This is a genomic window from Thermococcus sp. 21S7 (assembly GCF_012027615.1).
In the GTDB taxonomy this organism is placed as follows: domain Archaea; phylum Methanobacteriota_B; class Thermococci; order Thermococcales; family Thermococcaceae; genus Thermococcus.
In genome coordinates, this window is record NZ_SNUT01000004.1 from 222,911 (window position 1) to 248,628 (window position 25,718).

The following is a 25,718-nucleotide window of genomic DNA, read 5'->3' on the forward strand; positions in this document are numbered from 1 at the left end:
CGTTGGAGCACACGGATATTAAAACCTTGGATGGGTACTTCAAATACATATTCGCTCAGTCAGGTTACTACTTTAGGAAGACTCTGAACCTTAAGGAATGGTTCACTAATTTTGAGGATTTCAGGAATAAATACAGCCTCAACAACCTCTACATGGAGATGGAGTGCGACAATGGGGTTAAAAGTTCAGAGGAATTAAGAACCCGGGCATGTAAATATGTACAGTACGCCAAGAACTTCCCGCACAGGGCGTACTACTTTGATGCCGACGTGGAGAACCTGAGGCTCGTGAAAGAACAATGTCCGGATTACATTTGATTGCCAAATCCCTGGTTTAGGAGAGTGAGCAGAAATGACGGCAACAAAAACTCTCGTTGCTCTTTTTACGCTCTTTGTTTTTATGGCGTCCGCTTTTGGGCCGGTCCGTGCAGGAGAGTATCACTGGTCATACGTCAAGGTTGAGATGCTCGCCCTCAACACGACGGTCATCCCTGGTTCGGGGGATGCAATTGCAGTCGTTCATACGAAGCTGTACGGGTGGGTTCCGGTCTTCGATAGGTTTAACTTCTCCGAACTGAACCGGTACAACCTCACCGAGGTCTTGTGGGATACCGTCTACGTCTTCTATCTAAACTCCTCCGGGGCATACCTGCTCTACGAGGGCGACAAAGAAGGCGCTCCCGTAATTCTGTACAGTGAGAAGCGGAGAACGTGGTATTTCCGATTCCACCTCGGTGAGGTCAACCCGCTTTTCACGGCCTTTCTAAAGTCCAAGGGTTACAACGCCAACATGAGCCTCCTGGAAGGCTATCTTGCGTTCGACGGCTCGCGTGTCCAGGCGGTGGGCAAGCCTACAGACGTTGCCGCCACCATGCCCGGCATACTCACACAAGATGCCACCACTCTCCCCGGTTACCCGTACGTGAAGGGGATAAGGGTCGGTAGCCACTACTTCGTGAACTTCACGGTTGACTATTCCAGTCCGGCTTACGCGCACTCTCAGGCCGGATATTCCTGGACTGTTCCGGAGGACCTCGTGAGGAGAAACCTCGGTTTAAGCGCTCCAGTGCTCACGATGGCCGTTCCAGACCTCATTAACTGCACGGAGGGCACGTTCAAAGGGGAAGAGTACTGTTTCCCGGTGGATAAGCCGGAATGGATGTACCTCTACCATGAAAACCTCAGGATTGTTTACCATGTTTTTTGCTCTGGAAATGAATCGGGGGAAAAGGTGCAACGCTGGAACCGGACGGTGCTCATGGCCTGGACGAAATGGGACCGGGCATGGTGGGGCAAAGCCCCTGCCAACCGGACTGTTCGTCTCATGGGGGAGGAATTGATTCCCCTCAACTCAACGGGGGGTTTCAATGAGTACCGCGTTGCCCTCTACAACTCCACGACAAACTCCATCTGGACGTTTCCCCTGCTCAGGATTCCGGAAAACTCCTCGGCTGTGGAACGGACAGAGGCCGTGAAAGCCTTCAGACCGAAGGTTTTGCAGGTTAACACCTCCTCAGGCGGAGCTTTGCGCCCCGTTCCCCCCTGTAGGGCGGGGGAGAATACCGGGAAGATTTTTCTGTATGGTTTAATCCCCGGGCTTATCCTCGGAGCTCTCATCGGGTACCTGCTAATGAAGAACAGGAGGCAAAAAAATGAGGAGTAAAGGGCTTACAGCAATTACCCTCTTGCTGGCCCTTTCCTTTATCTTTCTCCCTTACGCGAGCGGGGACGTTTACAGGGGAATTATAATAACAAACTCGGGCTGGAACACTGGCCTTAACTCCGCCTTCATTGCCGTCAGAGTGTACCGCGTGAGCACGGGGAGTCCAAACTTCATGCTTGACATGGATGACATCCCCAATCCTCCGATAAGGTATCCGCCGGATAATGGCTGGTGGAACAACTGGACTGATTATCTCTTCTACATCAACGGCTCCGGTGCCTACCTCGTGGAGACGATTACCCCGGACTCCCCCTCCCCAGTTCGGTTCACGTTCCCCTCCTATGCTTACGAGGGTTCGGGGCGTTTCGTCTGGTACCTCATCCTCGACCACAACAGGACAAGCCTGTCACTCCAGCCCAGGCATGCAATCGGAATCTACCGCTTCAACGGGAGCTGTTTAGAAAAGACAGCGGTTGAGAACTCGACGGAATTCCCCTGGCAGCTGGAGGGGAGCACGTTAGCGCTGATAGAGGACTACGGGAACTACATGCTTTTTGACCCTGAGGCTAAAGGTTCCCTTGGGTGGACTCCTTTCAACGTTTCAAAGGCCCTCCTCAACAGGCACTTCGGTCCGAACACGACACGTAACTCGGTGTTTGGTGTGGTCTTTATGAACCGCAGTGCGGTCCTGATAATCCCCTCCGAAGGGTTCTTTGAGGGGAACGGGAGCTACTATTTCCTCAAGCCGGTTAAGTTCGACCCAGCAGGGGCTAATTACACGGTGGTCGCGGCCTACTCGGACTGGAGGAGGATGCCGTATTACGGCGTGCTCGTTTATCCTGGGAGATTTATACCCCTGCTGAGGTACGATCCGACGAAACCCGGCCGGGTGAGCCTTGCCCAGGAGGTCAAACCGTTTAGAGTTCCTTTGTGCAAAACGGCTTCCGGAGGCAACGCCACGGCCACACCCAGAAGGGTCCTGACATCCAGTCCTGCAGGAACTTCTCGGAATCCCTCGGGCACTCTTCCAGTGGGCATGTCTCTGATGGGGGGCATATCGGGCGTGGGAATTGGACTGATAATCGGAGCGGTGCTGGGACGGGGGAGGGAGAAGCATGAGGAGAATTAACTTCCTCGCGGTTTCAGTGCTGGTTCTCCTGCTGGTTATTCCGGCGGTCAGCGCCGGGGGGAAGGTCGTGAACGGCGTAAACGTTGTAACCAGTGTCTCTCCTGGAAGGGACGACTTCTTTGTATCCGTCTCCACTTACCAGATTGGTGTTCTCCCATTCAACTTTAACCTGAGCGGCGTAAACTACTTGCTCGTCCACGGAAGGGTGATACCGGCGGGAATTCTCATTGAGGACTCTCTCCCCGATTGGATGTTTCTGTTTTACGTTTCAAATCGGAGCTACTACGTCTGGAGTGGAAATTGGCTGTATTACCTCCCGAGTTTCCCTTCAGCGGCCTTCTACTCTAACGGCTCGTGGTACCTGTTCCTCTACGGGGGTGCCCCTCACCTCCGGATAAACGGCCGCCCCCTCACAAACGTCAGCCCGTACAACACGTCTTTGGACAGCCCGATGATTTTTCGGATAAGAAATGGATGCATCAAACCCGTTCCCGTTGCCCCTTACTCCTCAGTAATCCATGGAAGAGTGGAACTAGAAGGCGGTAAGCTAATTGTCTCGTTTCCGGGCGGAAACCCGGTGACGGTTCCGCTGGACTCTTTTGAGAGGTACCTAAACGTGACTAATTCCTCCGCCCTCGCGGAGTCACTGGCGGCCGTCCGACTTGAAGATGGCTCCATAGTGCTCTACTTCCCAACGCTCTCGTACTTCCCCGGGAACAACACAACCTACGCGGGGACGTTCAGGGGAAACGAGTTCATCCCTATCTTTAAGTCCTGGGAGCCGAGGGACTACGTTTTTCTCTTTCGGGAAACCTTAAGGGTCATTCCTGTGCTTGAGGTTGGGGTGGGGAACTACACGACCACCCCGCTGATAAAGGGGGCCTGGAAGCTAAGGGAATGCAACGGCACGGTGCTTCCGTCCAATAACACCACTTCGACATTTACAGCTTTCGGTTCCTCAGAGTGGAACCTTCGGGCATTTTCCCTGGCGTTAATCCCTGGAATCCTTATTGGGGTCGTTATCGGTTATTTGTTCGTGAGCAAAAGGAGGCATGAACAATGAAGGATAACGGACCTACAGCAATCGCCCTCTTGCTGGCCCTTTCCTTTATCTTCCTCCCCTACGCGAGCGGGTGGAGCGGCTGTTCGGGTGTTTTCATAACGTCTTCCGACGTTTCTCCTGGCAAGGACGCGGCTTTTGTCAGGATAGACGTTTATTACGTGTTCCCAAACGGCACAAACTTCACGAGCGGCTACCCGCCCGAAGGAGACATGCTTCCACACGAGTACCTCTTCTACGTGAACGAATCCGGGGCGTACTTCGTGTTAATGGAGGAGTACCCCTCGTGCTCTTTAGCTGGTGGTGTTTCCCATATCAAGCCAATTGTTGGATACTACAACGGCTCCTGGTACCTGCTCCTCGACCACTGGGCCACTGAAACGGCCCTGCCCAGGAAGTACACTTACCCGAAGCACATCATTGGAGTCTATCGCTTCAACGGGACCTGTCTCACTAACTCAACGGTTATTCTGAACAATGACGAGGCGAGCTTCGACTTAGTCCCATCCAATGCAAGGACTCGTGGGGATTACATAATATTTCAACCGGGCTTAAAATCTCAGATAGGTTATTACTTCAACGTTTCAAAGGCCCTTCTCAACCGCTACTTCGGTCCCAGCACAACGGGGCTTTCTACTGGAGCAATGGCGCTTGCGGATGGTAAGAGCCTCCTCTTAATTCCCGAAATGATGTTCATGAACTGTTCCAACAGGTATTACCTCGTGAAACCGGTGAGTTCCGACCTTCTGGGTGAGAAGTTCAATTATTCGGCCGTTAAATCCTACTCGAACTGGAGTGAAATGCCGTACTACGGTGTCCTCTGGTACCCTCGCGGCTTCATTCCGCTGTTAAAGTACGACCCGACAGAACCCGGCGGGGTAACCCTTGCCCCGAACGTTAAGATGTTCCACGTTCCTCTCTGTGCCGGGGCATCAAAGAATGGGACAGTCACCGCGCCAAAAACGCCCACGGGCACAACGATGGGACAAACCTCCAGCACCCCGACCGGTTATTCCCGGTTCCTGCTCCCTCTGGGGCTCGTTGCAGGGGCCCTCTTTGGAGTGCTCATAGGCTATAGCCTGGCCAGGAGGCGAAGGGAAAGTAATGTCAGCGAGAGGGAAATATAAAGCGGTTGCCTTTTAAACCCCTCCGCGTTTCTTTCCCTGGTGAGAGCGATGGCAAAGATAAGGGCGCATCACGTCAGGATTACCACGTTCATCCACGCCACCGAGGACGAGGACAAGGTTCTTGAGGCAATATCTACGTTCATTCCCGAAGAGATAGACGACGAGGACGTCATCTTTGATATAGACGAGACCACGGGCTTCTTCGGAAACCCCATCAAGGTCGTCAACGTGGAGATAAAGCGGAGCAGGGCCGTTAGAAAGTTCATTGACTACTTCAAAGGGCTGCTGAGCGAGGAGGACAGGCGCTACCTCATCGAGAACCTCGATGAAAAGGTGGACGAGGAAGGGACGCTCTACGTCCGCTTCAACAAGCAAAAAGCGTACCTCGGCGATCCGGAGGTGGACGAGGGCGGCGACACCATCCAGGTCAGGATAAAGGTCAAGGCCTTTCCCATGAGGAAGGAAGCGGTCGTCAAAGCCGTTCGGGAGTGGCTGGAGGAATGAGCGTGGAGGTCTCCTTTTCAAGGGACTACTTCGTTGAGATGGACGTCAGGAGCGGTGAAGCATACGATCTGGCCAGTGAGTGGTTCGACGAGGTCGTCTTCACCAAAAAGCTCGTCCTTGAAGGCTCCCCCGACTGGGGGAAGCTTAAGGAAGAGCTCAGGGAGCTCCGCGATAAATATGGGAAAATAGCCCTCCTTCTCGTTACGAAAAAGCCCAGCCTCATCCGCGAGGTGAAGAACCGCAACCTAAGAGCTTTGCTTTACGTCCTGGGCGGTGATATGAGGGTCAACCGCTTCGCCCTTGAGGCCGGTGTTGACGCCTTGATAAGCCCGTGGCTGGGGAGGAAGGATCCGGGCTTCGACCATGTGCTGGCCAAGATTGCGGCAAGGAAGGGAGTGGCTATAGGGTTTTCCTTTTCCCCTCTCCTCACCGCTGGCCCTTACGAGAGGGTTCAACTCCTCCGCTTCATGGCCAAAACCTGGCAGCTCGTTGACAAGTACTCGGTTCCGAGGTTCATAACGAGCTCCGCCGAGACCAAATGGGAAGTTCGCTCTCCAAGGGATTTGATGAGCCTTGGAATAAGCATCGGCATGGAGACGCCGAAGGCAAGGGCTGGTTTGAACTTCTATCCGCGAAGGCTCCTCTCTTCGGTTTAACCCGTGGAAAAGTTTAAAAATATTTCAATCTTCTCAGTTCTGGGGGGAACGTTGTTAGGTGGTAACGTTGGAAAGGTCCTCCAAATCGGACTGGCCCACAGGCGTTACATGGTTCTCCTCGTAGTCCTTGGGGCTATCTCGACGCTCCTCTCGGCAATGGTGCCATTCTACCTCCGGGACCTCCTCGCGAACCTTGGAGGGCTGGGCACGGGGGAAATCCTTGAGTACATCGGGATAATCGTTCTCCTCTACACGGCCTCGACGGTCGTTTACCTCTACTCCGGTTTCGTGAGCAACTTCGCCGAGACCAAGGCCGCCGCCTGGCTCAAGAGGAAGCTCTTCATCTCAACACTCTTGGCTGAAAACATCGACACCGGCGATGCCCTCTCGCGCATCCAGTCCGACACGGAGATAGTCGGCAGGATGGGAATGTCCCTAATCCCGGCGGTGATTATCGAGGCATTCTCGCTCCTCGTTTCGGTCATCGTTGTCTTCAGGCTGAACTTCTACCTCGGCGTTATAACGCTCCTCACCCTGCCCATCTACGGCTTCTCGCTGAGGGCCTTCATCCACGGCCTCAAGACAGCCTCGGCCGAGGAGAGGAAGAGGTACTCTAAAACGGTGGAGTACTTCAAGGAGGGCCTCGACGGCAGGCTCGACGCGAAGTCCCTCAACGCTTTCGACTACCTCGTGGACAGGGTCTCAAAGAAGCTCGACGAATGGGTTGAGGCATCCAAAAGGGTCGCCTTCTACAGCAGTGCCAACTACGGCCTGCAGTCATATCTCTCAACGATTCTCCCTCTCCTCGTTCTTCTCTCCGGCGTCGTTCTTGTCAAGAAGGGCATGGCGACGCTCTCCTCTGCGGTGGCGGTCTTCTCCTACCTCGGAAGGGTCTACTACCCCGTCGAGCGCTTCGCCTTCTTTTGGAGTAGCTACCACCGCGCGGTTCCGGTTATCGAGAGGATATGGGGCGTCATCGAGCGGGAGATTCCAAAGCGGGAAAGGCCGGTCTGCTCCCCCGAGTCCTACGAGGTGGAACTGAGGGACGTTTCCCTGTCCTACGGGGATTCAAAGATTCTTGATGGGATAATCGGAAGAATTCCGGAGGGCGGAAAGCTCGGGATAGTCGGGCCATCCGGGGTTGGGAAGACAACACTCGCTTTACTCCTTGCTGGGCTTATCGAGCCGAGCGGAGGCAAGGTGAGCGTTGGGAACTGTCCGCCGGCTTCCCTGCTCGGCGAGTCACTCATCTACGTTCCCTCCCATCCGTACCTCTTCACCGGAACCCTGCGCGAGAACCTGACGCTCGGCAGGGAAATCCCGGACGAGAGGCTAAGGGAACTTCTAAAGACTGTGGAGCTCGCTGACTTTGACCTCGATTATCGGATTGAGGAAGGGGGTAAAAACCTCTCGCTGGGGCAGAGGCAGAGGATTGGCCTCGCGAGGGCCTTGGCGAGGAACCCGAGGATTCTCATCCTCGACGAGGCCACCTCGGGCATGGACTCCGAGAGGGAGGCGAGGGTTCTCAAGAGGCTCCTGGAAAGCAGGATGACGTTAATCGTCATTTCCCACAGGCTCTCAACGGTCAGGGGAATGAATGAGATATGGGTGCTTGATAGGGGTAGAATCGTCTGCAGGGGGCGGCACGACGAGCTCTTCGAGAACTGCACGCGCTACCGCGAGCTGTTCATGGAGCAGAGACGAAACTGAGCGTCTGAACTGCTTTCGTACCGGTTTCGGCTTCCTGAAAACGCTGGAAGCTGGTTTGCTTTTATTTTTAAATTCTGATAAGAAACATGCCAAAATTTGCCGGCAATATGTTAAAAACCGGCTGAAAAAGGGGAGTTTAAACTCCTTCTCTGTAACTTTTCTGAGTTGTATAACTAGTAGGAATATTTAGTACCCAAAAATATGTCGAAAAATATATAAATTGCACCCCCCATTCCAAGACGGTGGTGATATGAAACCCCTCCACGAGCCGGTCTACGTTACAGTTGCGTTCAGACAGCCAGGAGAAACAGAGGTCTCGGACAGGGGGTTCGACCTGAAGTACAGCAGGGAGGAGAACCCAACGGTCAGGGTTCTGGAGCGCGAGCTCTCGGCCCTCGAAGGCGGGAGCGACGCCTTAGCGTTCAACAGCGGAATGGGGGCGATAAGCTGCCTTTACTTTTCACAGCTCTCCTCCGGGGACGAGGTTCTCCTTCCAATGGAGGCCTATGGGACGACGATTCAGCTAGCGGAGGAACTCCACAAGTTCGGGATCCGCGTCAGGCTCGCCTACCCCAGCGCCGAGTCACTCGTCGAAGCAATAACCCCCGGCACGTCCCTCGTCCTCCTCGAAACAATGACCAACCCCACCCTGAAGGTGATAGACGTCCCTGAGGTCGTGAAGAGGGCCCGGGAAGTTGGGGCGAGGGTCGTCGTTGACAACACATTCTTGCCCCTCGTCTTTCATCCGCTTAAGGCCGGTGCCGACGCTGTAATCCACAGCCTCACCAAGTACATCGCCGGTCACAACGACGTCCTTGGCGGAGCGATAGTGCTCGGGAGCCTAGACGCGAGTTCCATCTGGCACTGGCGCAGGAGGCTTGGCTCAATAATTCAGCCGGTCGAGGCCTGGCTCGTTGTGAGGGGCATGAAGACCCTCGAAGTCCGCTTTGAGAGGCAGAGCCGGAGTTCGCTGGCCATCGCGGAGTTCCTGAGCGAGCATCCAAAGGTGAGCGAAGTGCACTACCCCGGGCTGAGGGACGACCCCCACCACGAAACCGCGCGCAGGCTCTTTGAAAGGTCCCTCTACGGGGGCGTCGTTTCCTTCGAGCATGCGGACGGGAAGGCCGGGGCGGTGAGCTTCCTCCGTTCCTTGAGGAGAATCTTTCCGTCTCCTTCCCTCGGGGGCGTTGAGAGCATAGCCTCCTACCCTGCCATAAGCGCCGCTAAGACGATGCCGGTGGAGCGGAGGAAGCTCCTCGGAATCACCGACGGCTTGATACGCCTCTCGGTTGGCCTTGAGGACGTTGACGAGCTCATCGAGGACGTTGACAAAGCGTTGGGGGGTGATGGGACTTAGGGTATACACCTGTCCAAGAAAGCTTCTCAACGGGCCCTGTGGCGGAGTCCTTGACGGGGCATGTGAGGTTAACGGCAAGCCCTGCCCCTGGACCGGTGTAATCGAGCGCCTCTCCTCCCTTGAGCCGTGGATGCTCTTTGACGAGCATCCTCTCCTGGCGGAGCTTGAGAGGCTGGTTGAATCGGACTCAAAGCCGGTGGATTCATTCCTCTGGAAGAACATCGAACGCAGCAAAGCCTTCACCGTTGAGTTTCCGGTCAGAACCATACGCTCCGAGAGGGACATACTCAGGATTATGAGCGCAGTAGATGCAGACCTCTTCACGGTTCCAGACAATCCCCTCGGCTACCCACACTTTGACCCCGTTGCATTTAGCATCCGTCTGAGGGACATCGGTTCAAACTTCGGCGTGATGCCCCATATAACTGCCAAGGACAGAAATCTCTCGGCATTGGCATCTGAGCTCAGAACTGCCCAGATTTTCGGCTTTGAGGCCGTTCTGCTCACGACCGGGGACTGGCCCGGCCTCTCGATGCCCAGCAAACCCGTCTTCGACCTCGATTCGCCGAACCTAATTAGGCTCGCAAGGTTCGTCTTTGCGGGCGTACTGCCTCCCGGCGAGCGCGTCCCTGTTGATAGCCGCCCCCGGGTTGCGGGGGCGATGAGTCCCCACTACAGACCGAGGGCCGAGGCAAGGAGGCTCATTCGGAAGCTCGTCGCCGGGGCGGAGGTCTTCTTCACCCAGGTCGTCGCAAGGAAGGAGAGCGTCCGGGCGATTTCGGAAACCCTTAGGGAGGTCGAGAGGAGTTACGGGGCCGACGTTCCGGTCGTCGTTTCGCTCCTCTACCCCCTGCGGCAGGAAATGAAGCCATTCCTTGAGAGGATGGGCATTCCAACGGGCAACGAGACATTTGAGGTGCTCCTTGAGGAGGTTAAGGCGCTCGACGTGAAAGGGGGAGTCAATCTGATTGTGGTTTCGAAAACCGTTGATGAATGGCTTGAACTCTGGGAGGAGGCGAAAGAATTGATCAAGGAGGTGTTCGGATGATAGTTCCGGCATTAATCGGTAGCCTTCCGAGGCCGGTTTCGCTGGCAAAGAAAATAGAGCAGTACTCCATAGGCAGATTGAGCGAGGAGAAGCTCGAAGAGGCCTACCTGGAGCACACGAGGCGGGCCTTTGTGAAGCTGGGGGAGGTCGGCATAAGGGTAATCACCGACGGCCTCTACCGCTGGGACGACATATTCAACCCGCTGATAAGGTTCGTAGACGGCGTCGAGGTCAACGGGCTCTTCAAGTTCTACGAGAACAACTTCTTCTACCGCTCCCCGGTGGTCAGAGGCGAGCTCTCGCTGAAGGAGAACCCGATTTCAGAGTGGCTCAACGCTGCCCTTGGGATAAAGGAAGAAGTCTACCCCGAAGCGACGCTCAAAGCCGTCCTCCCCGGGCCGGTGACTCTCGCATATCACTCGATAAACGAGGCCTATGAAAGCCTCGACGAGCTGGCGGAGGCCTACGCCGAAGTTTTGGCCGAGCTCATGAAGGAACTGCCGGTAAAGCTCGTCGAACTTCAGGAGCCGGCCCTCTCAGCAGAGCTTTCGAGGGCAACGCGGGAGAAGAGCGACTCAGTATCGCCAGGAACTGCGAAGAGGCTCATAGAAAACCTCGCGGGGGTGAGGGAGCTCTGGGTCGTCACCTACTTCGGAACCCCGAGGGTTCTCCCGGAGGGCGTCATCGTGAACTTCGACCTCATCGAGGGCTCCGTTCCGGAGAGCTACTCCGGGAGACTCGGGCTCGGGATAGTAAACGCGAGGGGAACGAAGATGGAGAGGCGTGACAGGCTCGCGGACAGGCTCAGGCCCTTCCTCCGGAGGTACGGGGAACTCTACGTTACGCCGAACACTCTCCTCGACTTCCTCCCCGAGAGCGTCGCGTGGAGGAAGCTGAAACTCCTCGGAAGACTTGGGGGTGAGTGAAGTGGAGCTTCCAATCCTTCCAACCAGTGTGATAGGGAGCTATCCCAAGCCGAGGTGGCTCCTGCGGGCGTATAACCTCTACTCCCTCGGCAGGCTCCCGGAGGACGACTTCAGGGAGGCAGTCAGGGACGCGAGCGTAGCCGTTCTAAGGGAGCACGAGAGGGCCGGAATAGACATCCCCTGGGACGGTGAGATGGGCAGGAGCGAGATGACGGAGCACTTCACGGCCAGGATAAAGGGCTTCCGCTTCTACGGCCCCGTCAGGGTCTGGGGTAATGCTTACTTCAACAAGGCATCAGCGGTTTCAAAGCTTGAGTACAGCGAGCCCTTAGTCCTCGACGAGTTCCGCATAATCAAAGCTAACACGACGCGGGAGGTGGTTAAGGTCCCGATCACCGGTCCCTACACGATAGCAGAGTGGAGCTTCAACGAGTACTATTCGAGCAAGGAGGAGCTGGCCTTTGAGCTCGCCGGAATCCTCAACAGGGAGTTCAGGCTCCTCGAAAAGGAGGGGGCAACGTTCATCCAGCTCGACGAACCCGCGATGCTCAACCACCCGGACGAGGTGCCCATAGCGGTCGAGGCCATCAACAGGGCGGTGAAGGGGGTTAATGTGAAGTTCGGCCTCCACGTCTGCTACTCCAACTACCACCTCCTCGCCGACTACTTCGATGAGCTCAACGTCAGCCAGTTCGCCCTTGAGTTCGCCAACAGGAACTTCCGCGACATGGACTTCCTTAGAAAGCTCGCCCACGGGGAGCTCGGCTTCGGCGCGGTTGACGTCCACAACCCGCGCGTCGAGAGTCCGGAGGAGGTTGCGAGGGCGATACGGAAGGTCATGGGGTACGTCGAGCCAGAGAGGCTTTACATCAACCCCGACTGCGGGCTGAAGCTCCTCGACAGGAGGATAGCCTACGGGAAGCTCGTGAACATGGTCAAGGGCGTCAAGATTGTTAGGAAGGAGCTCGCGAGGGAAGGGAAGGAGACCATACCATTCAGGAGGTCGGTCTGATGCTCTGTCCCGGGAGGAGGCTCGTCGCCAAGTTCGGTGGGAGCTCGATGAGGAGGAACTTCGACGAGGCGGTTTCCTTCACCGCCCGCCTGTGGGATGCCGGGGAGGTGGCCGTCGTCGTCTCCGCCCTGAAAGGGGTCACGGACGCCCTGCTCATGCTTGCCGAAACCGGGGACGGCATTGGGGGCATAGGCGAACTCCACAGGGACTTCGCACTCAGGCACGGCCTCGACCCCTCAATCTTTTCGCCCCTCCTCCGGGAGCTGAGGAAATCGGTTGAGTCGAGGGACTCCTTCCCGAGTTTAAGGGCGTTCCGTGACCACGTGGTTTCCTTCGGCGAACTGCTGTCGGCAAGGGCCTTCGCCGAGGCCCTCTCGTCGAGGGGAATTCCGGTTGTGCTCTTCGACCCCTGGGAGGTCATAGCGACCGACGGCAACTTCGGGAACGCGGGGGTCAACTTCAGGGAGACCCTCTCCCGGAGCGCCCCGGTGAGGGAGGCCGTTGAGGAGGGTTTTGTAGCGGTTGTTCCGGGCTTCATCGGCGGCCACCTCGACCTCAGGACGACCCTTGGGAGGAATGGGAGCGACTACACCGCCTCCGTCCTCGGGGAGGCGATAGGTGCGGATGCCGTTCTCATCATGGGCGACGTCGATGGAATCTACACCGCCGATCCGAGGAGGGTTCCCTTCGCCCGCCCTGTACCCTTCGTCTCAAGGGAGAGGGCGAGGGTAGCCTCACTCCTCGGCATGAGGGCGCTGCATCCCCGGGCCACCGAGTTTGAAGTTCCGCTGCTCCTCGGCAGGACTGACGACTGGGCCTTCTCCACCGTCGTGGGTGACACCGACTCGGGGACGCCGATCATCGCCCACACCAGGGAGGGCGGACTCTTCCGGGTCTCGGTCGTCGGCGCCGACGCGGTTCATGGCTACGAAGGCGAGACCTTCGAGCTTGACGGCGTCAGGGTGGTTTCGTTCTGGGTGGAGCGCTCCTCCCTCGGAGGCTTCCTAAACTCCCTTCACTGGGCCCTCATGGGCACGAGGAAACTCGCATTCCCGGTGGTGGTGTGATGCGCCTTCGAGTCCATGCGACCATAGCGAACTTTGGACCTGGTTTCGATGTATTCGGAGTCGGCATAGGAGAGCCCTACGATGAGCTGACCTTCAGGGAATCCGACGAGTGGGAGGTGAGGGTTAAGGGCTTCGATGTTCCCTCCGATGGAAGAAACGTTGCGCTCGTCTCAGCGAAGGCCCTCGCCTCGCTCCTGGGGGAAGAGGTTGCCCTCAGGATGGAGCTTCGGAAGGGGATACGGCCAGGGGGCGGCCTCGGAAGCTCCGGGGCCTCGTCCCTGGCTGGGGCACTGGCGGTGGCCAAGGTTCTCGGCGTCGAGGATGAAGACCTCATACTCCGGGCGGCGATGGAGGGGGAGAGGTACGCCTCGGGTAGCGCTCACGGTGACAACGTTGTTCCCGCATACTACGGCGATTTCACTGTTATAGAGTCGACCGGGCCCCTTCGGGTCTGGAGGATCCCCGTGAATTTTGACATCGTCGTTGTTCTTCCCCTGCTTGAGATTCCAACCAGGGAGGCCAGGGCAGTTCTCCCCGAGAGGATTCCACTGGGGTGCGCTGTTAGAGCCCTTTCGCTCGCCAGCTCCCTTGTTCTAGCTTTGAAAGAGCGCGATTTACCCGCCGTGGGCAGACTCCTGGACGACCCGATAGCCCTGCCGTACAGAAGGAAGCTCATGCCCTGGTACGATGGGGTCAGGAAAGCCGCGCTTGAAGCCGGCGCCTATGGGCTCTCGGTCTCTGGCTCGGGTCCTGCGGTGTTCGCTCTGGGGGATAATCCAGAGGAGATAGGGATGGCGGTTGCAGAGACCCTTGCCGAGATGGGAGTCGATTCGGAGGTTTACGTTACGAAAGCCGGAATTGGGGCGGTCTGGTAGGTGATTCCAATGAACGTCGCCGTTCTTGGGGCAACTGGCATGGTCGGGAGGACTTTCGTGAGGCTCCTCGCGGGACATCCCTGGTTCAGGCTTGAGAAGCTGGTCGCGTCGGAGCGCTCGGCAGGAAGGCGCTACGGCGAACTCGTTGACGACTCCCCAGAGGAGTTCAGGGACATCGAGGTCGTCTCCCTGAAGGAGTTCCTCAAAGACCCGGACGTGGGGCTCGTCTTCAACGCCCTGCCCGCTTCCCTCTCCCTGGAAGTCGAGGAGAGGCTCGCCGAGGAAATTCCCGTTTTCACCAACGCCAGGGCCCACCGCTACGACGAGGACGTGCCCATACTCGTCCCTGAGGTCAACCCCGGGCATCTGAAGCTCATCGAGACCCAGCGTGAAAAGAGGGGCTGGGACGGCTTCATAGTTACGAACCCGAACTGCTCCACTGCGGTCTTAACCGTCTCCCTCGCTCCGCTCATGGAGTTTGGAATCGGACGGGTTCACGTGGCCACGATGCAGGCCATCAGCGGCGCGGGCTTCTCGGGCCTCTCTGCCCTCGCTATACAGGACAACGTGGTTCCACTCATACGCGGTGAGGAGTGGAAGATTGAGACCGAGAGCAGGAAAATCCTCGGACGTTTGAGAGGGGAGGGGATAGAACCGGCACCCTTTGAGGTGTCCGCGATAGCGACGCGCGTCCCGGTTCTGCACGGGCACACCGAGGCAGTCTTCATAGAGCTTGAGCGCGGAAGTGCCGATGAAATCAGGGGGGCCTTCGAGTCGTTCGATCCCCTCGCGAAGTTTGGCCTCCCAAGCTACGAGAGGCCGCTCGTCTACACCAACGTTCCCCAGCCGCGGCTCCACAGGGACAGGGGACGGGGTTTTACTGTGACCGTCGGGAGGCTGGAGGGGAGCGGTTCATTCTTCAAGTACGTGGTTACGGGCCATAACCTCGTCCGCGGGGCGGCCGGGGGATCGCTCCTCAACGCGGAGCTCGCGAAGAGGCTCGGCTACATCTAAAAAATGAAAAGGGGTCAGCCGAGGGCCGGGAAGTGGTCCGGCTCGTAGTCCTCCAGTCTTCCGTCCAGATAATCTTCGTATCCCTTGAGGTCGAGAAGACCGTGGCCGCTGAGGTTGAAGAGTATCACCTCCTCCTCCCCTTCCGCCTTCGCCTTTAGTGCCCTGTCTATGACGCCTTTTATCGCGTGGGCGCTTTCGGGGGCGGGGATTATGCCCTCGGTTTTGGTGAACAGCTCCGCGGCTTGGAAGACTTCATTCTGGTGGTACGCCACCGGCTTAACTATTCCGTGGTTTATCAGGACGCTCAGCGTTGGAGCGAGCCCGTGGTAGCGGAGCCCTCCGGCGTGAATCGGCGGGACGTAGTATGTGTGTCCGAGGGTGTGCATCTTCATCTTTGGAGTGTAGCCGCTGGAATCCCCGAAATCGTACCTGTAAACTCCCCTTGTCATGCTCGGCGCCGCCCTTGGCTCGACCGCTATGAACTCGTAGTCGGCCTTTCCGCTCAGGACGTCCCTCACGAAGGGGTAGGCAAGGCCGGCGAAGTTGCTTCCACCGCCGACGCAGCCGATTATAACGTCCGGCTCCTCGAACTCCTTCATCCCCTCCATGGCCTCAAGGCCTATCACCGTCTGGTGCATGAGCACGTGATTCAGAACGCTCCCGAGGGCGTAGCGGGCCTTTTCGTCGCGGAGAACATCTTCGATAGCCTCGCTTATCGCTATTCCAAGGCCGCCAGGGTGGTTCGGGTCATCCCTGAGAAACTTCCTTCCTATCTCAGTCCTGTCGCTTGGGCTCGGGTAGATTTCAGCCCCGTAGAGGCGCATTATCGTCTTTCTGTAGGGCTTCTGCTGGTAACTCGCCCTCGCCATGTAAACGCGAACTTTGAGACCTAAAAGCGCTCCTGCCAAACTCAGAGCCGTTCCCCACTGGCCGGCACCGGTTTCGGTCACGAGCCTTTCTATCCCCTGCTCCTTCGCGTAGTACGCCTGAGCCAGGGCGGTGTTTATCTTGTGGCTTCCCGTTACGGTTGCTCCCTCGTACTTGAAGTAAATCCTCGCCGGCGTCCCGAGGGCCTTTTCGAGGTTTGTCGCCCTGAAAATCGGCGTTGGCCTTCCAATCTTGGCGTACAGCTCGCGGACCTTCTTTGGAATCTCGATGTAGCGCTCGGTGCTCATCTCTTGCTTCACGAGCTCCCCCGCGAAAATCCTCAGCAGCTTCTCCGGATCCATCGGCTCGTCGGTCTCCGGGTCGAGTGGCGGGGCTAACGGCTCCGGAAGGTCCGGCAGTATGTTGTACCACCTCTTTGGTATTTTCGAATCCGGCAGAACGGCTTTCATTCCAGCACCTCCTTTAACCCGTTCGAGAAGGGAAGTCCCAAAGGGTGAGGGAATAAGAGCGTGAGGACTAAACCGGAGCGTTTAAGTGACAGAACTGTGCGGCCAAAAACAAGCCCCCCTGTTCAGCTCAGCGCCAAAAACAATCCCGCCTAACCGCTTTCCCTGGAATCAAGGGCGTCCCCTCAAAGCCAAAAACGATCACTCCTGACAGCCATGGGACATCGGAGTATGGAAGTCAGTCTCCCTTAAGTTCTTTTCGGTTGCTTTATTGACGATAAGACGAATTGTACATCTTTGGCTTCCCCTTTAACTGCCACAGCGATGAAGTATCCTCCGCGTTCGAGACAGATGGAGGTCGTTCTTCCGTCGGAAGTGTCGAGCAGGTAGCGGGCGTAGTCGCACTGTCCACGAATTCCGTACACGAGAAGGGTCACGCTGACGTTCTTCTCACCCACAGATGTCAAAAACTCCTTTCCAGCGAGGGCCCAGAGGGCAGGCTCTCCGGCGGGTTTCAGGACGAGGCTCCCGTTGAGCTCCCCAATTACGGCGTTGAGCACCTCCTCAGGCGCCGGCCCTCTAACTTCCCGGCCGTTCCTCAGCCCGCAGGGTGAAATCTCCTCCGCCAAGTTTTTCACTTCTCCGGTTTTTCCGCTTAAAACGAGGATTTCCTTCCCATTAAGGGCAACGTAGTGCGACTCTTCATTCCTTACCCAGAGGGACCACCTGCAGTCCCCGCTTTTTCCCTCCATCCGCTTGACGTATCCGGTTCCCTTGAGCTCGATTCCTATGGCTTTGTAGGTGTTCCTCACCCATTCCTCCGGCCAGTCCGATGGCAGAAACCTTCCGACTCTGACGCTCCCGCTTGGGCTCCAGTTGAAGCGGTATTCTCTAAAAATCGGCGGCTCGCTCGCGTTCCAGAGGTAGTACTCGTGCCGGCGAAGCGCAAACCCCTTGACGCCCCTGCAGGGGCCCCGCGCCGAGATAACGGCGATACCTCCACCGAGAATCCTTGTTTCGGCCAGATATATACATTCCTCGCCCTTAGCGAAGAGGGCGTCTCTCATGATGCGAGAGTACGTTCCGTAGTTCTCCACAATCCCTAGGTAGCCCTCCGATTCGACGCGTTCCACGGCCCCGAGGTAGGCACTATCGGCCTTCCCTCTTGGCTCATATATGGTCACAGAACGACCGAGGACGGGAAGTCTGACCCCTGCGGACTTCCAGGCAGCCCCGCTGACGAGAATCGTTGAGTACGCAACCGTTTCGTTGCAGGAGCAGGTAAGCTCCCCACCTCCCAGCGGCCAGGTGACGCCCTCTCTCCCCCGGCAGTCCGTAACAAAGTGTAGGCCGAACTCGACGTTCGGGCCCGTGACTGGAGGGGGCATTAAGAGGAGCATCAGGATGAGCGATGCCGCCAGAAACGGTGCCAGCCGGAGGGGCCTTTTGCTGTAGTAGTTCCTGAAAACCACTGGGGGTACGATAACCGCGGAGATAAAGAGGAGGACTCCGAGGAGGTGGTTGAGCTGGAGGATTATCCACGCGAGGGATGAGAGCAACGCCGAAACGGCAACGGAAGCAATCAGTTTGCCCGCCATGTTCCCCCTTACCCTCTACGTCGCAGAGGGTTATAAGGTTTACAATCGCTTCAAATTATCCTGAAGTGTTTCCACAAGGGTTATTAGTGCCGGGCCCGTAGTCCCTCCGATGGGCCATGCTTCGGCTGGAAATCTACTGCGACGAGGGCGAGGGTGAGAAGGTCAGGGAGGTTCTGACCAAGTGGAGCCTTCAGTTCTACGCCGAGGAGGTGCAGAGCAACGAGCATAGGGCGCTCAAATTCACCGCTCTCGTGCCGGATTTCGTGATTAACGACGTCGTCGATGAGCTGATGAAGGCTGTTGACCTGCGGAAGGGGCATTCATCGATAACCTGGGCCCCCGTCAGCGGGAAGTCCGTGAAGTACGCCAACTCGGTAAAGTCCCTTAAAAAGTTCAAGCGCCGCTGGACCCTGGCGGCCATAGAGGGGCTCATCGAGAACGCCAACAACCAGGCGCGGGTCGACCCGATTCAGCTCACCCTCGGTGCCGTTGCCTCGATCATAGCCCTCTTCGGCCTCATCAACGACAGCATAGTCATGATAATCTCCGCGATGCTTCTCTCACCGATCCTCGGCCCGCTCTACGGCTTCTCCCTCAACATCGTCATGGGCAGGGGCAGGGATGCCCTCGATGCCGTTTCCTCCATTCTCAAACTCCTCGGCGTCATATTCCTGTCCGCTTTCCTTGTATCCCTGGCCCTCAGGTTTGCGGGCTCAATGCCCCCCGAACCAACCCATGAGATACTCGTCCGCGGCGACTCGGGCCTGGTTTACATATTCCTGGCCCTAATCCTCGGTTACGCCGGAATAGTTGCCATAGTGAGCAGAATCCCCGAGATTCTGGCAGGGGTTTCAATCGCGGCCGCCCTCGTTCCACCGACGACTGTGATTGGGATATCCCTTGCGATGGGCTGGTGGGGGATTTTTAGGGGCTCCCTCGCCCTCACCGTTGAGAACGTCCTCGGTCTTCTCAGCGGCTCCCTCCTTGGACTCTACGTCCTTAACGTCTCTCCCAGGAGCTATTACGAGCGGAGGGCCGCGAAGCTGTACACGAAGAGGACGATGCTGGTGCTGGCAATTATGCTCGCCGCCCTTGTCCTGGTGGAACTCCTCGGCTAGGCCACTTCGGTCTGCTCGTAGACCGGCTTTCCCTTCCTGTGCTTGACCAGGAGGCCGTAGAAGAACTCCTTCATGTCAGGACCCATCTCGTCGTCGAGGAGCAGGTCGGCCCTGCCGGAGTACTCCTTCTCAGCTTTCGTGATGAGTAGGGCTATCTGCGGCGTGAGGTGCTCCAGGAGAGCCCTGACGAGTTCGGGATAGACCTCTTCCTCCAGCTCCTCGTCCGATTCGATGCCGAGGTAGACGACGAAGCCCTTCATCTGAACCGCGAGAACGAATTCGTCCTCGCTCAGCTCGAAGAAGGAGAAGTTGTAGCTTTTGGAGTCGGTTCTCGCCAGCAGAACGCCCCGTATGGAGAGAGTCACTGGCTCCTCGTCTATCTCGAACACCAGGTCCTTGGCGAGCTCCCTCTGGGCTATTGCGTAGAGTTCCTCCATCGCCATGGGGCTACCTTCTCGGGCCCGAATAAAAGGCTTTCGCATGACCTCCTTCCCGTCAATGGTGAGGGGTTAAGCCGAACCTCGCCCCCAGCTAGGAGGAGGTCAGTGAAACACCAGGCGTGGGAATGGGATAATCCCGCTTTCTTCGCTGGAGGCTAATTTTCCAGATGCCCACCCATCTCAAAAGGCGGGGGCCCGTGAAAAGAAAAAGTCAAGCTTTTAACGATTGGCTCCAAAAATGATACGGTGGTGTCATGAAGATTATTCGCTTTGGTGTGTCGGTTCCGGATGAGCTGCTCGAAAGGTTCGACCGTATAATCGAGGAGAAGGGCTACGTCAACAGAAGCGAGGCAATAAGGGACATGATGAGGGACTTCATAGTCCGGCACGAGTGGGAGCAGGGCGAGGGTGAGGTCGCCGGCACGATAACCATGCTCTACAACCACGATGAGGCGGAGGTGGTCAAGGAACTCCTCGACCTCCAGCACGACTATCTGAGCGAGATAATCTCCAGCATTCACGTCCACATGGACGAGCACAACTGCCTGGAGGTTGTCATAGTTAAGGGCAAAGCGAACAGGATAAAGGAGATAGCGGACAGGCTGCTGAGCCTCAAGGGTGTAAAGCACGGCAAGCTGGTGATGACGGGAACGGGAAAGGAGCTGGTCTAGCCAACGACATCAGCTATCTCGCCGTTCCCCGGCGGCAGGGCGGAGGTGATGTCCTCTTCCCTTACCTTGTATCCCCACTTTTCGAGGATGCCCTTTATCTTCTTCACCAGCTCGCTCTTCTTGAGTGAGCCGGGCCGGATTACGATGTACCGGTCCGTGTGGGCTTTTATGGCCTCGATGGGCGCGCAGACCACGAAGTCCTCGCCCTCGTAGTTGATTACGCCGACGGCGAGCTTGAGCGGAAGCCCGTGGAGCCAGTTTCTCTTGCCGTAGACCATGAAGGCCCCCTTGCCCAGGTACTCGCCGCTGGGCGTCTGCTTGGTGACCTGGCTCGGATGCGCCCAGTATGCGTCCTCGCTGTAAACGCCCCTGCTCCATGCCTTGCTCATCGAAACCGCGAACTGGCAGGCCTCGAAGACGGTCTTTTCTCCGGCCTTCCCCCCGTCCTTGATGACGACGTGGGGGGCGCCGTAAACGTCGGCGTGGCAGTAGAGGTCGTTATCGTCCATGTGCCTCTTTATGAGAATCTCGTTGGTGCCGGCGTCTTTGCCGGCCAGAACAAGGAAGCCCTCGCTCGAAACGAACCAGCGGAACTTCTCGAACCACTTCTTCTTTCTCCTCTCTATCCTCTTAACGCTGAGCTCCTTCTTGAGCTCCTCCTCGATGAGCCTCTCTACCTCGCCAAGCTTCCTCTTCGTGTCCTCGTAGGCCTTAAGCGCCCCCTCGTATTTGTGCCTGAACTTCTTGGCCTTCTCGTAGTAGAGTTCGGCGTTCTCGCCTATGCTCCTGTTGAGGTACAGCCTGACCTTCTTCCCCTCAAGCTCTATCGTGACGGCCTTCTCCTTCGGGTCGGTTCCCTTCACCATGAGCGCGACCCTGTTGCCGGCCTTCTTGCCTTCCTCTATCCTCCTCTTGAACTCGTCCCAGCCGAGGGTCTCCGTGGCTTTCCTGAACTCCTCCAAAAGCCTCTCTATGAGGGCGTAGTTCGCGTAGATCAGGTCCCCTATCTCCTGGTTGGCCTTCGCACCCTCCTCGAAGCCCTTGAGCATCTCCTCCTGCTTCTTGAGCGTCATGAGGAGCTGCCTCTTCTTGGCTTCAAGCCTCTTCGTCTGCTCGACCTTTGCCTTCTCCAGGGTTATCTTTCCAAAGTACTCGTCGAGGGCCTCGCTGAAGGTGGTAAAATAGCGCTTCTCGAATCCCTCGTAGATTCTCAGCTCTATCGGAACGACGTCGTGCATGTTTCCGTCCTTGATGACTATGTTGGGTCTCGCTTCATCGTTGAACGTGTTCATCATCGCCTCGTAGACCCTCAGCAGGTCGTCGTCGCTCAGCTCCTTAACCGGGGTCGTCTTGTCAAATCCTGCCCTGATGGAAATCTCCTCCGCGTACATTCCGCCCATGTTGAGCTTCCTCGCCAGGGCGCGCACGAGCTCAAGTTCCTCATTTTCACGCATTAGCTCAATGAATCTCTCCCGCGTTACATCGAGCGGGTTCTCCCTGGCTGGGGGATACCGGTATTCCGCCTTGGGCTTTATCGCCCTGTCCTTGTACTCTTCGTAGCGTAACGCCGCAACGATTCTGTTCTCCCCGTCCACGAGTATCACGTTTCCCCTCCTGAATAGCTCGCCGACGAGGGTGTAGTCCCCAACGCGAATCTTCACTACCCTGTCGAAGCCGTGCTGTTCTATCGCATCTATGAACCCGCCGCTGAGGTGCTTCCTGAGGAGCATGGTGAAGCTCGACGGCTGCTTCGGCGCCTCCTTCACGTACGTCGTCACATGGAAGCGCTTCCCGGCCTGGAGGATTAAGTCCTGCCTCCCCTCCTTCGTCCTGAGCTTTATCCTAATCTCGTCGCCGTCGTGGTAAATCTTGTCAACGCGAGAGCCAACCAGGGACTGCAGTTCCCTCACGATGTAGCGGATATCAACGCTGCTCATCTCTTCCTTCATCCTCTCACCCCTCACGGATTGTCCCTCCACCCTTTAAACCTAACCGGTGTTCGTAAGTGTTCACGGGCCCAACTCTGTTCTGGATAAGGTTAAATACTCCAAGTGCGATAACACCCTCGGTGATACAGAGTGAAAGGCTACTTCACGTTCGTCCTCCACACCCACCTCCCCTACGTTAGGAAGCACGGCAAATGGCCCTTTGGGGAGGAATGGCTCTACGAGGCCATGAGCGAAACTTACCTGCCCCTTCTCATGGAGTTCGAGCGCCTCCGCTCCTCGGGGGTGAGGTTCCAGCTCGTGATCAACATAACCCCCGTCCTGGCCGAGCAGCTGGCCGACGACTACATCAAGGCCGAGTTCGAGAGGTACCTAACCCGGAAGATTGAGACCACCGAGGAAGACCTGAAATCGGGCAAGTACGACGAGAGGGCAGTTAGGGCCTCCCTGAACCACTTCAGGAAGGTCTACGACTACTGGAGGGCCATAAACGGCGACATCATAGGAAAGTTCCGCGAGTTCCAGGACGCGGGATACATCGAGGTGATAACCTCAGCGGCAACGCACGGCTACCTGCCACTCCTAGGCAGGGACGAGGCGATAAGGGCCCAGCTCGCCAACGGGATAGCGACCTACGAGAAGCACTTCGGCAGGAGGCCGAGGGGAATATGGCTGCCCGAATGCGCCTACAGGCCGGCGGGGGAGTGGGAGCTGCCGGACGGGAGGAAGGTTGAGAGGCAGGGCATAGAAAAATTCCTGGAGGAGTTCGGCATCGAGTACTTCTTTGTGGAGAGCAACCTGGTCGATGAGGGCCCGGTGACGAAGGGCTACGGCGAGATCCCGCTCTACGAGGGAGAGAAGAGCACGCTGAGGCCCTACTGGATTAGGGGTTCCCGGGTGGCTGTTTTCGCCCGCAACCGGGAAACCGGCCACCAGGTCTGGAGCGCGCACTACGGCTATCCCGGCGACTTCTGGTACAGGGAGTTCCACAGGAAGGCCGAGAAGAGCGGCGGCCAGTACTGGCGTGTGACAGGGAAAAACGTTGATCTCGGCGAGAAGGAGTTCTACGACCCTGAGAAGGCCCTGGAGCGGGTCGAGGAGCACGCGAGGCACTTCGTCTCGTTGGCGGAGAGGCTGCTGGGTGAGTTCGAGGAGAGGTTCGGGGAGAAGGGCATAATCGTTTCGCCCTACGACACGGAGCTCTTCGGCCACTGGTGGTTCGAGGGCGTCAAATGGCTTGGCAGGGTTCTTGAGCTGATGGCGGAGAGGGGAATATTCACCACGACGCTTTCGGCGTTCCTTGACCGCTACACCGGCGAGAGGTATGAGATTGAACTCCCAGAGGGATCGTGGGGGGCCAATGCGGACCACTCGACGTGGTGGAACGCGGAGACCGAGTGGACGTGGGGGCACGTCTACAGCGCCGAGGAGCGTATGGTGGCCTTGGCGAGCGCGTACTACGGAAGGGACAGGACCACCGATAGAATCCTCGAACAGCTCGCGAGGGAGTTGCTGATACTCGAAGCCAGCGACTGGCAGTTTCTTATAACGACCGGTCAGGCGAGGGAGTACGGAAAGAGGCGGGTTCTGGTGCACAGCGGGGACTTTCACAGGCTGGCCAACGAGCTGGTGAGGTACGTCAAAACCGGAAGCTTTGACGTTGGGCTCCTTAAGGGGCTTGAGGAGCGCGATAATCCATTCACTCCTGTGCTTGTCGGCGGCTACGTGAGCGAGAGTCCACCGGAGGTTCAGGAGTACGTCGAACCGCCGGAGGTTCCGCCCGAAAGGGGCGAAGAGCCGGTTGAACGGCCGAGGGAGGAGCTTCCGGAGAGGGCCTACGCCACGGAGGTCGTCAAGGAGATGGCCGTTAGACCTCCCGGAAATGTGAAGAGGCCCAGCTCGGGCAAATCCAGAAAGTCCCTGGCGCGGGGGAAGAGGAAGTCCCCCACAGGTGAGAGCGACCTTCTGCGGATAAAGGGCATCGGGCCGAAAACGCTGGCAAAGCTCCGGCGGGCAGGGATTCATAGCATCGAAGACCTCAAGGGTGCCGATCTTGAGGAGCTGGCCAAGAAAACGCGTATCTCACCCAAAAGGCTGAGGAAGTTTCTGGCCCAGATTTCCTGAATCTTCCTTTTGTTTCGTTTCGAAAGCCTTTTCTGAAGTTTTGACAAACTATCTATGTGGTTGCCATGAAAAAGGTTGAGGCGATTATTAGGGGAAACGATTTCGACCGCGTGAAGAACGCCCTCAAGCAGGTAGGCATCGTGCCCATGACGGCTTACCCCGTGCAGGGGAGGGGCGTTCAGGGAGGCGTTCCGCCCTACGACCTCCTCCCGAAGATGAAGATTGAGATCGTCGTGAAGGACAGAGACCTGGAGAAGGTAATAGACGTCATCGTCAGGAACGCGAGGAGCGGAACACCCGGAGATGGAAAGATATTCATCCTCCCTGTGGAGGATGCAGTGAGGATAAGAACGGGGGAGAAGGGCAACGAAGCCCTCTACTGAGGGCTTTTTCATAGGAACGCATGCCTGTGCTTGTAGAGCATGTAGCTCGCGTATCCGAGCAGGATCAGTATGGCCGCTCCGAGAACGCCTATAACGGCTACGACCCCCTGGGCGAACGATATGCTCCTGCCGAAAGCTTCCGCTATCCTTGAGAGCTCCGTCGGATCGTTGAACGCGTAGATTGCGTACCTTATCGAGAACGCCCCCATGACCATCGGGATGGGCATCACGGCGAACGAGAGCATCAGGCCGAGGTTGCCCCTCTTCCTCAGACTCAGCATCGCCAGGAGCGTGGGGATTATCAGTATCAGCGCGGTGAACGCGTACATCGGGCCGAATATGCCCGAGATGATATAGAACGGGACCATACCCGCGAGGAATGCAAAGTACGCCCTGCGGAGAACCTTGACCTCACCCGCGAAGTCGTACGGTGCAACCTTGGAGTACTTGTTCATCGCGGTAACGTCCTTCATGTACTCCCTTTCCCCCATTTTCTCGATGTATTTGTCCGTCGTGTTGTTCTTCAGTCTGACCGCTCTTTTGAGGAAGAAGTTGGCCAGTTCTTCGTTGTCCACGGCGAGGGTTTCGGATAGCTTGAGGAAGTTCTCGCGGGACTCATGGATGAGCCTGAGGGCCTTCTGTTTATTTTTATCTGAGAGGTTTTTGAGTGAGTTTATCCTTTTTTCAACATCCTCTAACGTCTGCGCAACATCTCGCAGAATCTCTGCGCTTTTCATTAACCGCACCTCCTAAATGTAAAAGAAAAGGGAGCTTTAAGCCTTTTGCTGCTTTTCATGGTGCAGGAGCTTGGTAATGCTCCAGTACATTAATATGAATATGGAGCCCCAAGCAAAGACTAGGAAAGCCAGAGCGCCTGCGTCCATCTTCATCACCTCAGACCTTTATGAGCACCTCGTTCTTTGCAAGCTCCTCGCCGTACTTCTTCTTGATGGCCAT

Annotated in this window: 24 protein-coding genes; 19 read left to right on the forward strand and 5 right to left on the reverse strand. The window is 57.1% G+C overall.

The features are described 5' to 3' along the window. The first annotated feature begins 2 nt into the window (after positions 1-2). The 15 genes from E3E51_RS08345 (at position 3) to asd (ending at position 15,147) form a co-directional block, all read left to right on the forward strand. Positions 3-317 carry a DUF4855 domain-containing protein gene (locus E3E51_RS08345; protein WP_167912626.1) on the forward strand — a complete coding sequence of 105 codons (315 nt, stop codon included), beginning with the start codon at positions 3-5 and terminating at the stop codon, positions 315-317. 82 nt (positions 318-399) lie between these two features. After that, positions 400-1,662 (forward strand): hypothetical protein, encoded by a 1,263-nt coding sequence (locus tag E3E51_RS08350; protein ID WP_167912627.1) that lies wholly within the window; start codon positions 400-402, stop codon positions 1,660-1,662. Beyond that, positions 1,652-2,791 (forward strand): hypothetical protein, encoded by a 1,140-nt coding sequence (locus tag E3E51_RS08355; protein WP_167912628.1) that lies wholly within the window; start codon positions 1,652-1,654, stop codon positions 2,789-2,791. The genes E3E51_RS08350 and E3E51_RS08355 overlap by 11 nt, the downstream gene beginning before the upstream one ends. Further along, the gene (locus tag E3E51_RS08360; protein ID WP_167912629.1) at positions 2,778-3,854 is read left to right on the forward strand and encodes a hypothetical protein; all 1,077 of its coding nucleotides are present in this window, start codon (positions 2,778-2,780) and stop codon (positions 3,852-3,854) included. The genes E3E51_RS08355 and E3E51_RS08360 overlap by 14 nt, the downstream gene beginning before the upstream one ends. After that, the gene (locus E3E51_RS08365; RefSeq protein WP_167912630.1) at positions 3,851-4,978 is read left to right on the forward strand and encodes a hypothetical protein; all 1,128 of its coding nucleotides are present in this window, start codon (positions 3,851-3,853) and stop codon (positions 4,976-4,978) included. The genes E3E51_RS08360 and E3E51_RS08365 overlap by 4 nt, the downstream gene beginning before the upstream one ends. 48 nt (positions 4,979-5,026) lie before the next feature. After that, on the forward strand, positions 5,027-5,482 hold the full coding sequence (locus E3E51_RS08370; RefSeq protein WP_167912697.1) for an RNA-binding protein: 456 nt from the start codon (positions 5,027-5,029) through the stop codon (positions 5,480-5,482). After that, positions 5,479-6,138, forward strand: coding sequence for a Ribonuclease P protein component 3 (locus tag E3E51_RS08375; protein WP_167912631.1), 660 nt, complete (start codon positions 5,479-5,481; stop codon positions 6,136-6,138). The genes E3E51_RS08370 and E3E51_RS08375 overlap by 4 nt, the downstream gene beginning before the upstream one ends. A 51-nt stretch (positions 6,139-6,189) precedes the next feature. Then, positions 6,190-7,848 carry an ABC transporter ATP-binding protein gene (locus E3E51_RS08380; RefSeq protein ID WP_167912632.1) on the forward strand — a complete coding sequence of 553 codons (1,659 nt, stop codon included), beginning with the start codon at positions 6,190-6,192 and terminating at the stop codon, positions 7,846-7,848. 250 nt (positions 7,849-8,098) lie between these two features. Further along, positions 8,099-9,205, forward strand: a complete 1,107-nt coding sequence (locus E3E51_RS08385; protein ID WP_167912633.1) for a cystathionine gamma-synthase family protein — start codon at positions 8,099-8,101, stop codon at positions 9,203-9,205. Further along, positions 9,195-10,253: a methylenetetrahydrofolate reductase C-terminal domain-containing protein gene (locus tag E3E51_RS08390; protein WP_167912634.1), complete on the forward strand. Its 1,059-nt coding sequence runs from the start codon at positions 9,195-9,197 to the stop codon at positions 10,251-10,253. Before E3E51_RS08385 ends, E3E51_RS08390 begins: the two co-directional genes overlap by 11 nt. Next, positions 10,250-11,179 carry a 5-methyltetrahydropteroyltriglutamate--homocysteine methyltransferase gene (locus E3E51_RS08395; protein WP_167912635.1) on the forward strand — a complete coding sequence of 310 codons (930 nt, stop codon included), beginning with the start codon at positions 10,250-10,252 and terminating at the stop codon, positions 11,177-11,179. The genes E3E51_RS08390 and E3E51_RS08395 overlap by 4 nt, the downstream gene beginning before the upstream one ends. A 1-nt stretch (position 11,180) precedes the next feature. Beyond that, complete coding sequence (locus E3E51_RS08400) at positions 11,181-12,191, forward strand: methionine synthase (RefSeq protein ID WP_167912636.1); 1,011 nt, start codon at positions 11,181-11,183, stop codon at positions 12,189-12,191. Then, positions 12,191-13,258 (forward strand): aspartate kinase, encoded by a 1,068-nt coding sequence (locus E3E51_RS08405; protein ID WP_167912637.1) that lies wholly within the window; start codon positions 12,191-12,193, stop codon positions 13,256-13,258. Before E3E51_RS08400 ends, E3E51_RS08405 begins: the two co-directional genes overlap by 1 nt. Continuing rightward, positions 13,258-14,133, forward strand: coding sequence for a homoserine kinase (locus E3E51_RS08410; protein ID WP_167912638.1), 876 nt, complete (start codon positions 13,258-13,260; stop codon positions 14,131-14,133). The genes E3E51_RS08405 and E3E51_RS08410 overlap by 1 nt, the downstream gene beginning before the upstream one ends. A gap of 9 nt (positions 14,134-14,142) precedes the next feature. Then, entirely contained in the window at positions 14,143-15,147 is a 1,005-nt protein-coding gene (asd, locus tag E3E51_RS08415; RefSeq protein ID WP_167912639.1) for an aspartate-semialdehyde dehydrogenase, read from the forward strand. A 14-nt stretch (positions 15,148-15,161) separates the two neighbouring features. Here the strand turns inward: asd and E3E51_RS08420 are convergent, their stop codons facing one another. Both E3E51_RS08420 and E3E51_RS08425 read right to left on the reverse strand, forming a co-directional pair. Continuing rightward, a complete protein-coding gene (locus E3E51_RS08420) occupies positions 15,162-16,484 on the reverse strand; it encodes a TrpB-like pyridoxal phosphate-dependent enzyme (protein ID WP_167912640.1) in 1,323 nt (440 codons plus the stop codon). Positions 16,485-16,729: 245 nt separating this feature from the next. After that, positions 16,730-18,079: a hypothetical protein gene (locus tag E3E51_RS08425; RefSeq protein ID WP_167912641.1), complete on the reverse strand. Its 1,350-nt coding sequence runs from the start codon at positions 18,077-18,079 to the stop codon at positions 16,730-16,732. Positions 18,080-18,195: 116 nt separating this feature from the next. Between E3E51_RS08425 and E3E51_RS08430 the strand changes: the two genes are divergently transcribed. Next, on the forward strand, positions 18,196-19,197 hold the full coding sequence (locus E3E51_RS08430; RefSeq protein WP_167912642.1) for a TIGR00341 family protein: 1,002 nt from the start codon (positions 18,196-18,198) through the stop codon (positions 19,195-19,197). Here the strand turns inward: E3E51_RS08430 and E3E51_RS08435 are convergent. Next, positions 19,194-19,640, reverse strand: coding sequence for a hypothetical protein (locus E3E51_RS08435; protein WP_167912643.1), 447 nt, complete (start codon positions 19,638-19,640; stop codon positions 19,194-19,196). The two genes, E3E51_RS08430 and E3E51_RS08435, sit on opposite strands and share 4 nt — an antisense overlap. A 251-nt stretch (positions 19,641-19,891) precedes the next feature. Between E3E51_RS08435 and nikR the strand changes: the two genes are divergently transcribed. Beyond that, positions 19,892-20,308, forward strand: a complete 417-nt coding sequence (nikR, locus tag E3E51_RS08440; protein ID WP_167912644.1) for a nickel-responsive transcriptional regulator NikR — start codon at positions 19,892-19,894, stop codon at positions 20,306-20,308. On the opposite strand, the gene rqcH is transcribed toward nikR, so the two are convergent. After that, the gene (gene rqcH, locus E3E51_RS08445; RefSeq protein ID WP_167912645.1) at positions 20,305-22,257 is read right to left on the reverse strand and encodes a ribosome rescue protein RqcH; all 1,953 of its coding nucleotides are present in this window, start codon (positions 22,255-22,257) and stop codon (positions 20,305-20,307) included. The genes nikR and rqcH overlap by 4 nt on opposite strands. A 129-nt stretch (positions 22,258-22,386) precedes the next feature. Between rqcH and E3E51_RS08450 the strand changes: the two genes are divergently transcribed. Both E3E51_RS08450 and E3E51_RS08455 read left to right on the forward strand, forming a co-directional pair. Further along, the gene (locus tag E3E51_RS08450; RefSeq protein WP_167912646.1) at positions 22,387-24,378 is read left to right on the forward strand and encodes a 1,4-alpha-glucan branching protein; all 1,992 of its coding nucleotides are present in this window, start codon (positions 22,387-22,389) and stop codon (positions 24,376-24,378) included. Positions 24,379-24,443: 65 nt separating this feature from the next. Beyond that, complete coding sequence (locus E3E51_RS08455; protein ID WP_167912698.1) at positions 24,444-24,761, forward strand: P-II family nitrogen regulator; 318 nt, start codon at positions 24,444-24,446, stop codon at positions 24,759-24,761. Positions 24,762-24,769: 8 nt separating this feature from the next. Here E3E51_RS08455 and E3E51_RS08460 read toward each other — a convergent pair whose 3' ends face one another. Next, complete coding sequence (locus tag E3E51_RS08460) at positions 24,770-25,498, reverse strand: alpha-glucosidase (protein ID WP_167912647.1); 729 nt, start codon at positions 25,496-25,498, stop codon at positions 24,770-24,772. Between the last annotated feature and the right edge of the window lie 220 nt (positions 25,499-25,718).

Bases quoted from the DNA above. Each gene is read 5' to 3' on its own strand.
- E3E51_RS08350 (WP_167912627.1), top strand. From the start codon at position 400: ATGGCGTCCGCTTTTGGGCCGGTCCGTGCAGGAGAGTATCACTGGTCA.
- E3E51_RS08355 (WP_167912628.1), top strand. From the start codon at position 1,652: ATGAGGAGTAAAGGGCTTACAGCAATTACCCTCTTGCTGGCCCTTTCC.
- E3E51_RS08360 (WP_167912629.1), top strand. From the start codon at position 2,778: ATGAGGAGAATTAACTTCCTCGCGGTTTCAGTGCTGGTTCTCCTGCTG.
- E3E51_RS08365 (WP_167912630.1), top strand. From the start codon at position 3,851: ATGAAGGATAACGGACCTACAGCAATCGCCCTCTTGCTGGCCCTTTCC.
- E3E51_RS08370 (WP_167912697.1), top strand. From the start codon at position 5,027: ATGGCAAAGATAAGGGCGCATCACGTCAGGATTACCACGTTCATCCAC.
- E3E51_RS08375 (WP_167912631.1), top strand. From the start codon at position 5,479: ATGAGCGTGGAGGTCTCCTTTTCAAGGGACTACTTCGTTGAGATGGAC.
- E3E51_RS08385 (WP_167912633.1), top strand. From the start codon at position 8,099: ATGAAACCCCTCCACGAGCCGGTCTACGTTACAGTTGCGTTCAGACAG.
- E3E51_RS08390 (WP_167912634.1), top strand. From the start codon at position 9,195: ATGGGACTTAGGGTATACACCTGTCCAAGAAAGCTTCTCAACGGGCCC.
- E3E51_RS08395 (WP_167912635.1), top strand. From the start codon at position 10,250: ATGATAGTTCCGGCATTAATCGGTAGCCTTCCGAGGCCGGTTTCGCTG.
- E3E51_RS08405 (WP_167912637.1), top strand. From the start codon at position 12,191: ATGCTCTGTCCCGGGAGGAGGCTCGTCGCCAAGTTCGGTGGGAGCTCG.
- E3E51_RS08410 (WP_167912638.1), top strand. From the start codon at position 13,258: ATGCGCCTTCGAGTCCATGCGACCATAGCGAACTTTGGACCTGGTTTC.
- asd (WP_167912639.1), top strand. From the start codon at position 14,143: ATGAACGTCGCCGTTCTTGGGGCAACTGGCATGGTCGGGAGGACTTTC.
- E3E51_RS08420 (WP_167912640.1), bottom strand. From the start codon at position 16,484: ATGAAAGCCGTTCTGCCGGATTCGAAAATACCAAAGAGGTGGTACAAC.
- E3E51_RS08425 (WP_167912641.1), bottom strand. From the start codon at position 18,079: ATGGCGGGCAAACTGATTGCTTCCGTTGCCGTTTCGGCGTTGCTCTCA.
- E3E51_RS08430 (WP_167912642.1), top strand. From the start codon at position 18,196: ATGCTTCGGCTGGAAATCTACTGCGACGAGGGCGAGGGTGAGAAGGTC.
- E3E51_RS08435 (WP_167912643.1), bottom strand. From the start codon at position 19,640: ATGGCGATGGAGGAACTCTACGCAATAGCCCAGAGGGAGCTCGCCAAG.
- nikR (WP_167912644.1), top strand. From the start codon at position 19,892: ATGAAGATTATTCGCTTTGGTGTGTCGGTTCCGGATGAGCTGCTCGAA.
- rqcH (WP_167912645.1), bottom strand. From the start codon at position 22,257: ATGAAGGAAGAGATGAGCAGCGTTGATATCCGCTACATCGTGAGGGAA.
- E3E51_RS08455 (WP_167912698.1), top strand. From the start codon at position 24,444: ATGAAAAAGGTTGAGGCGATTATTAGGGGAAACGATTTCGACCGCGTG.
- E3E51_RS08460 (WP_167912647.1), bottom strand. From the start codon at position 25,498: ATGAAAAGCGCAGAGATTCTGCGAGATGTTGCGCAGACGTTAGAGGAT.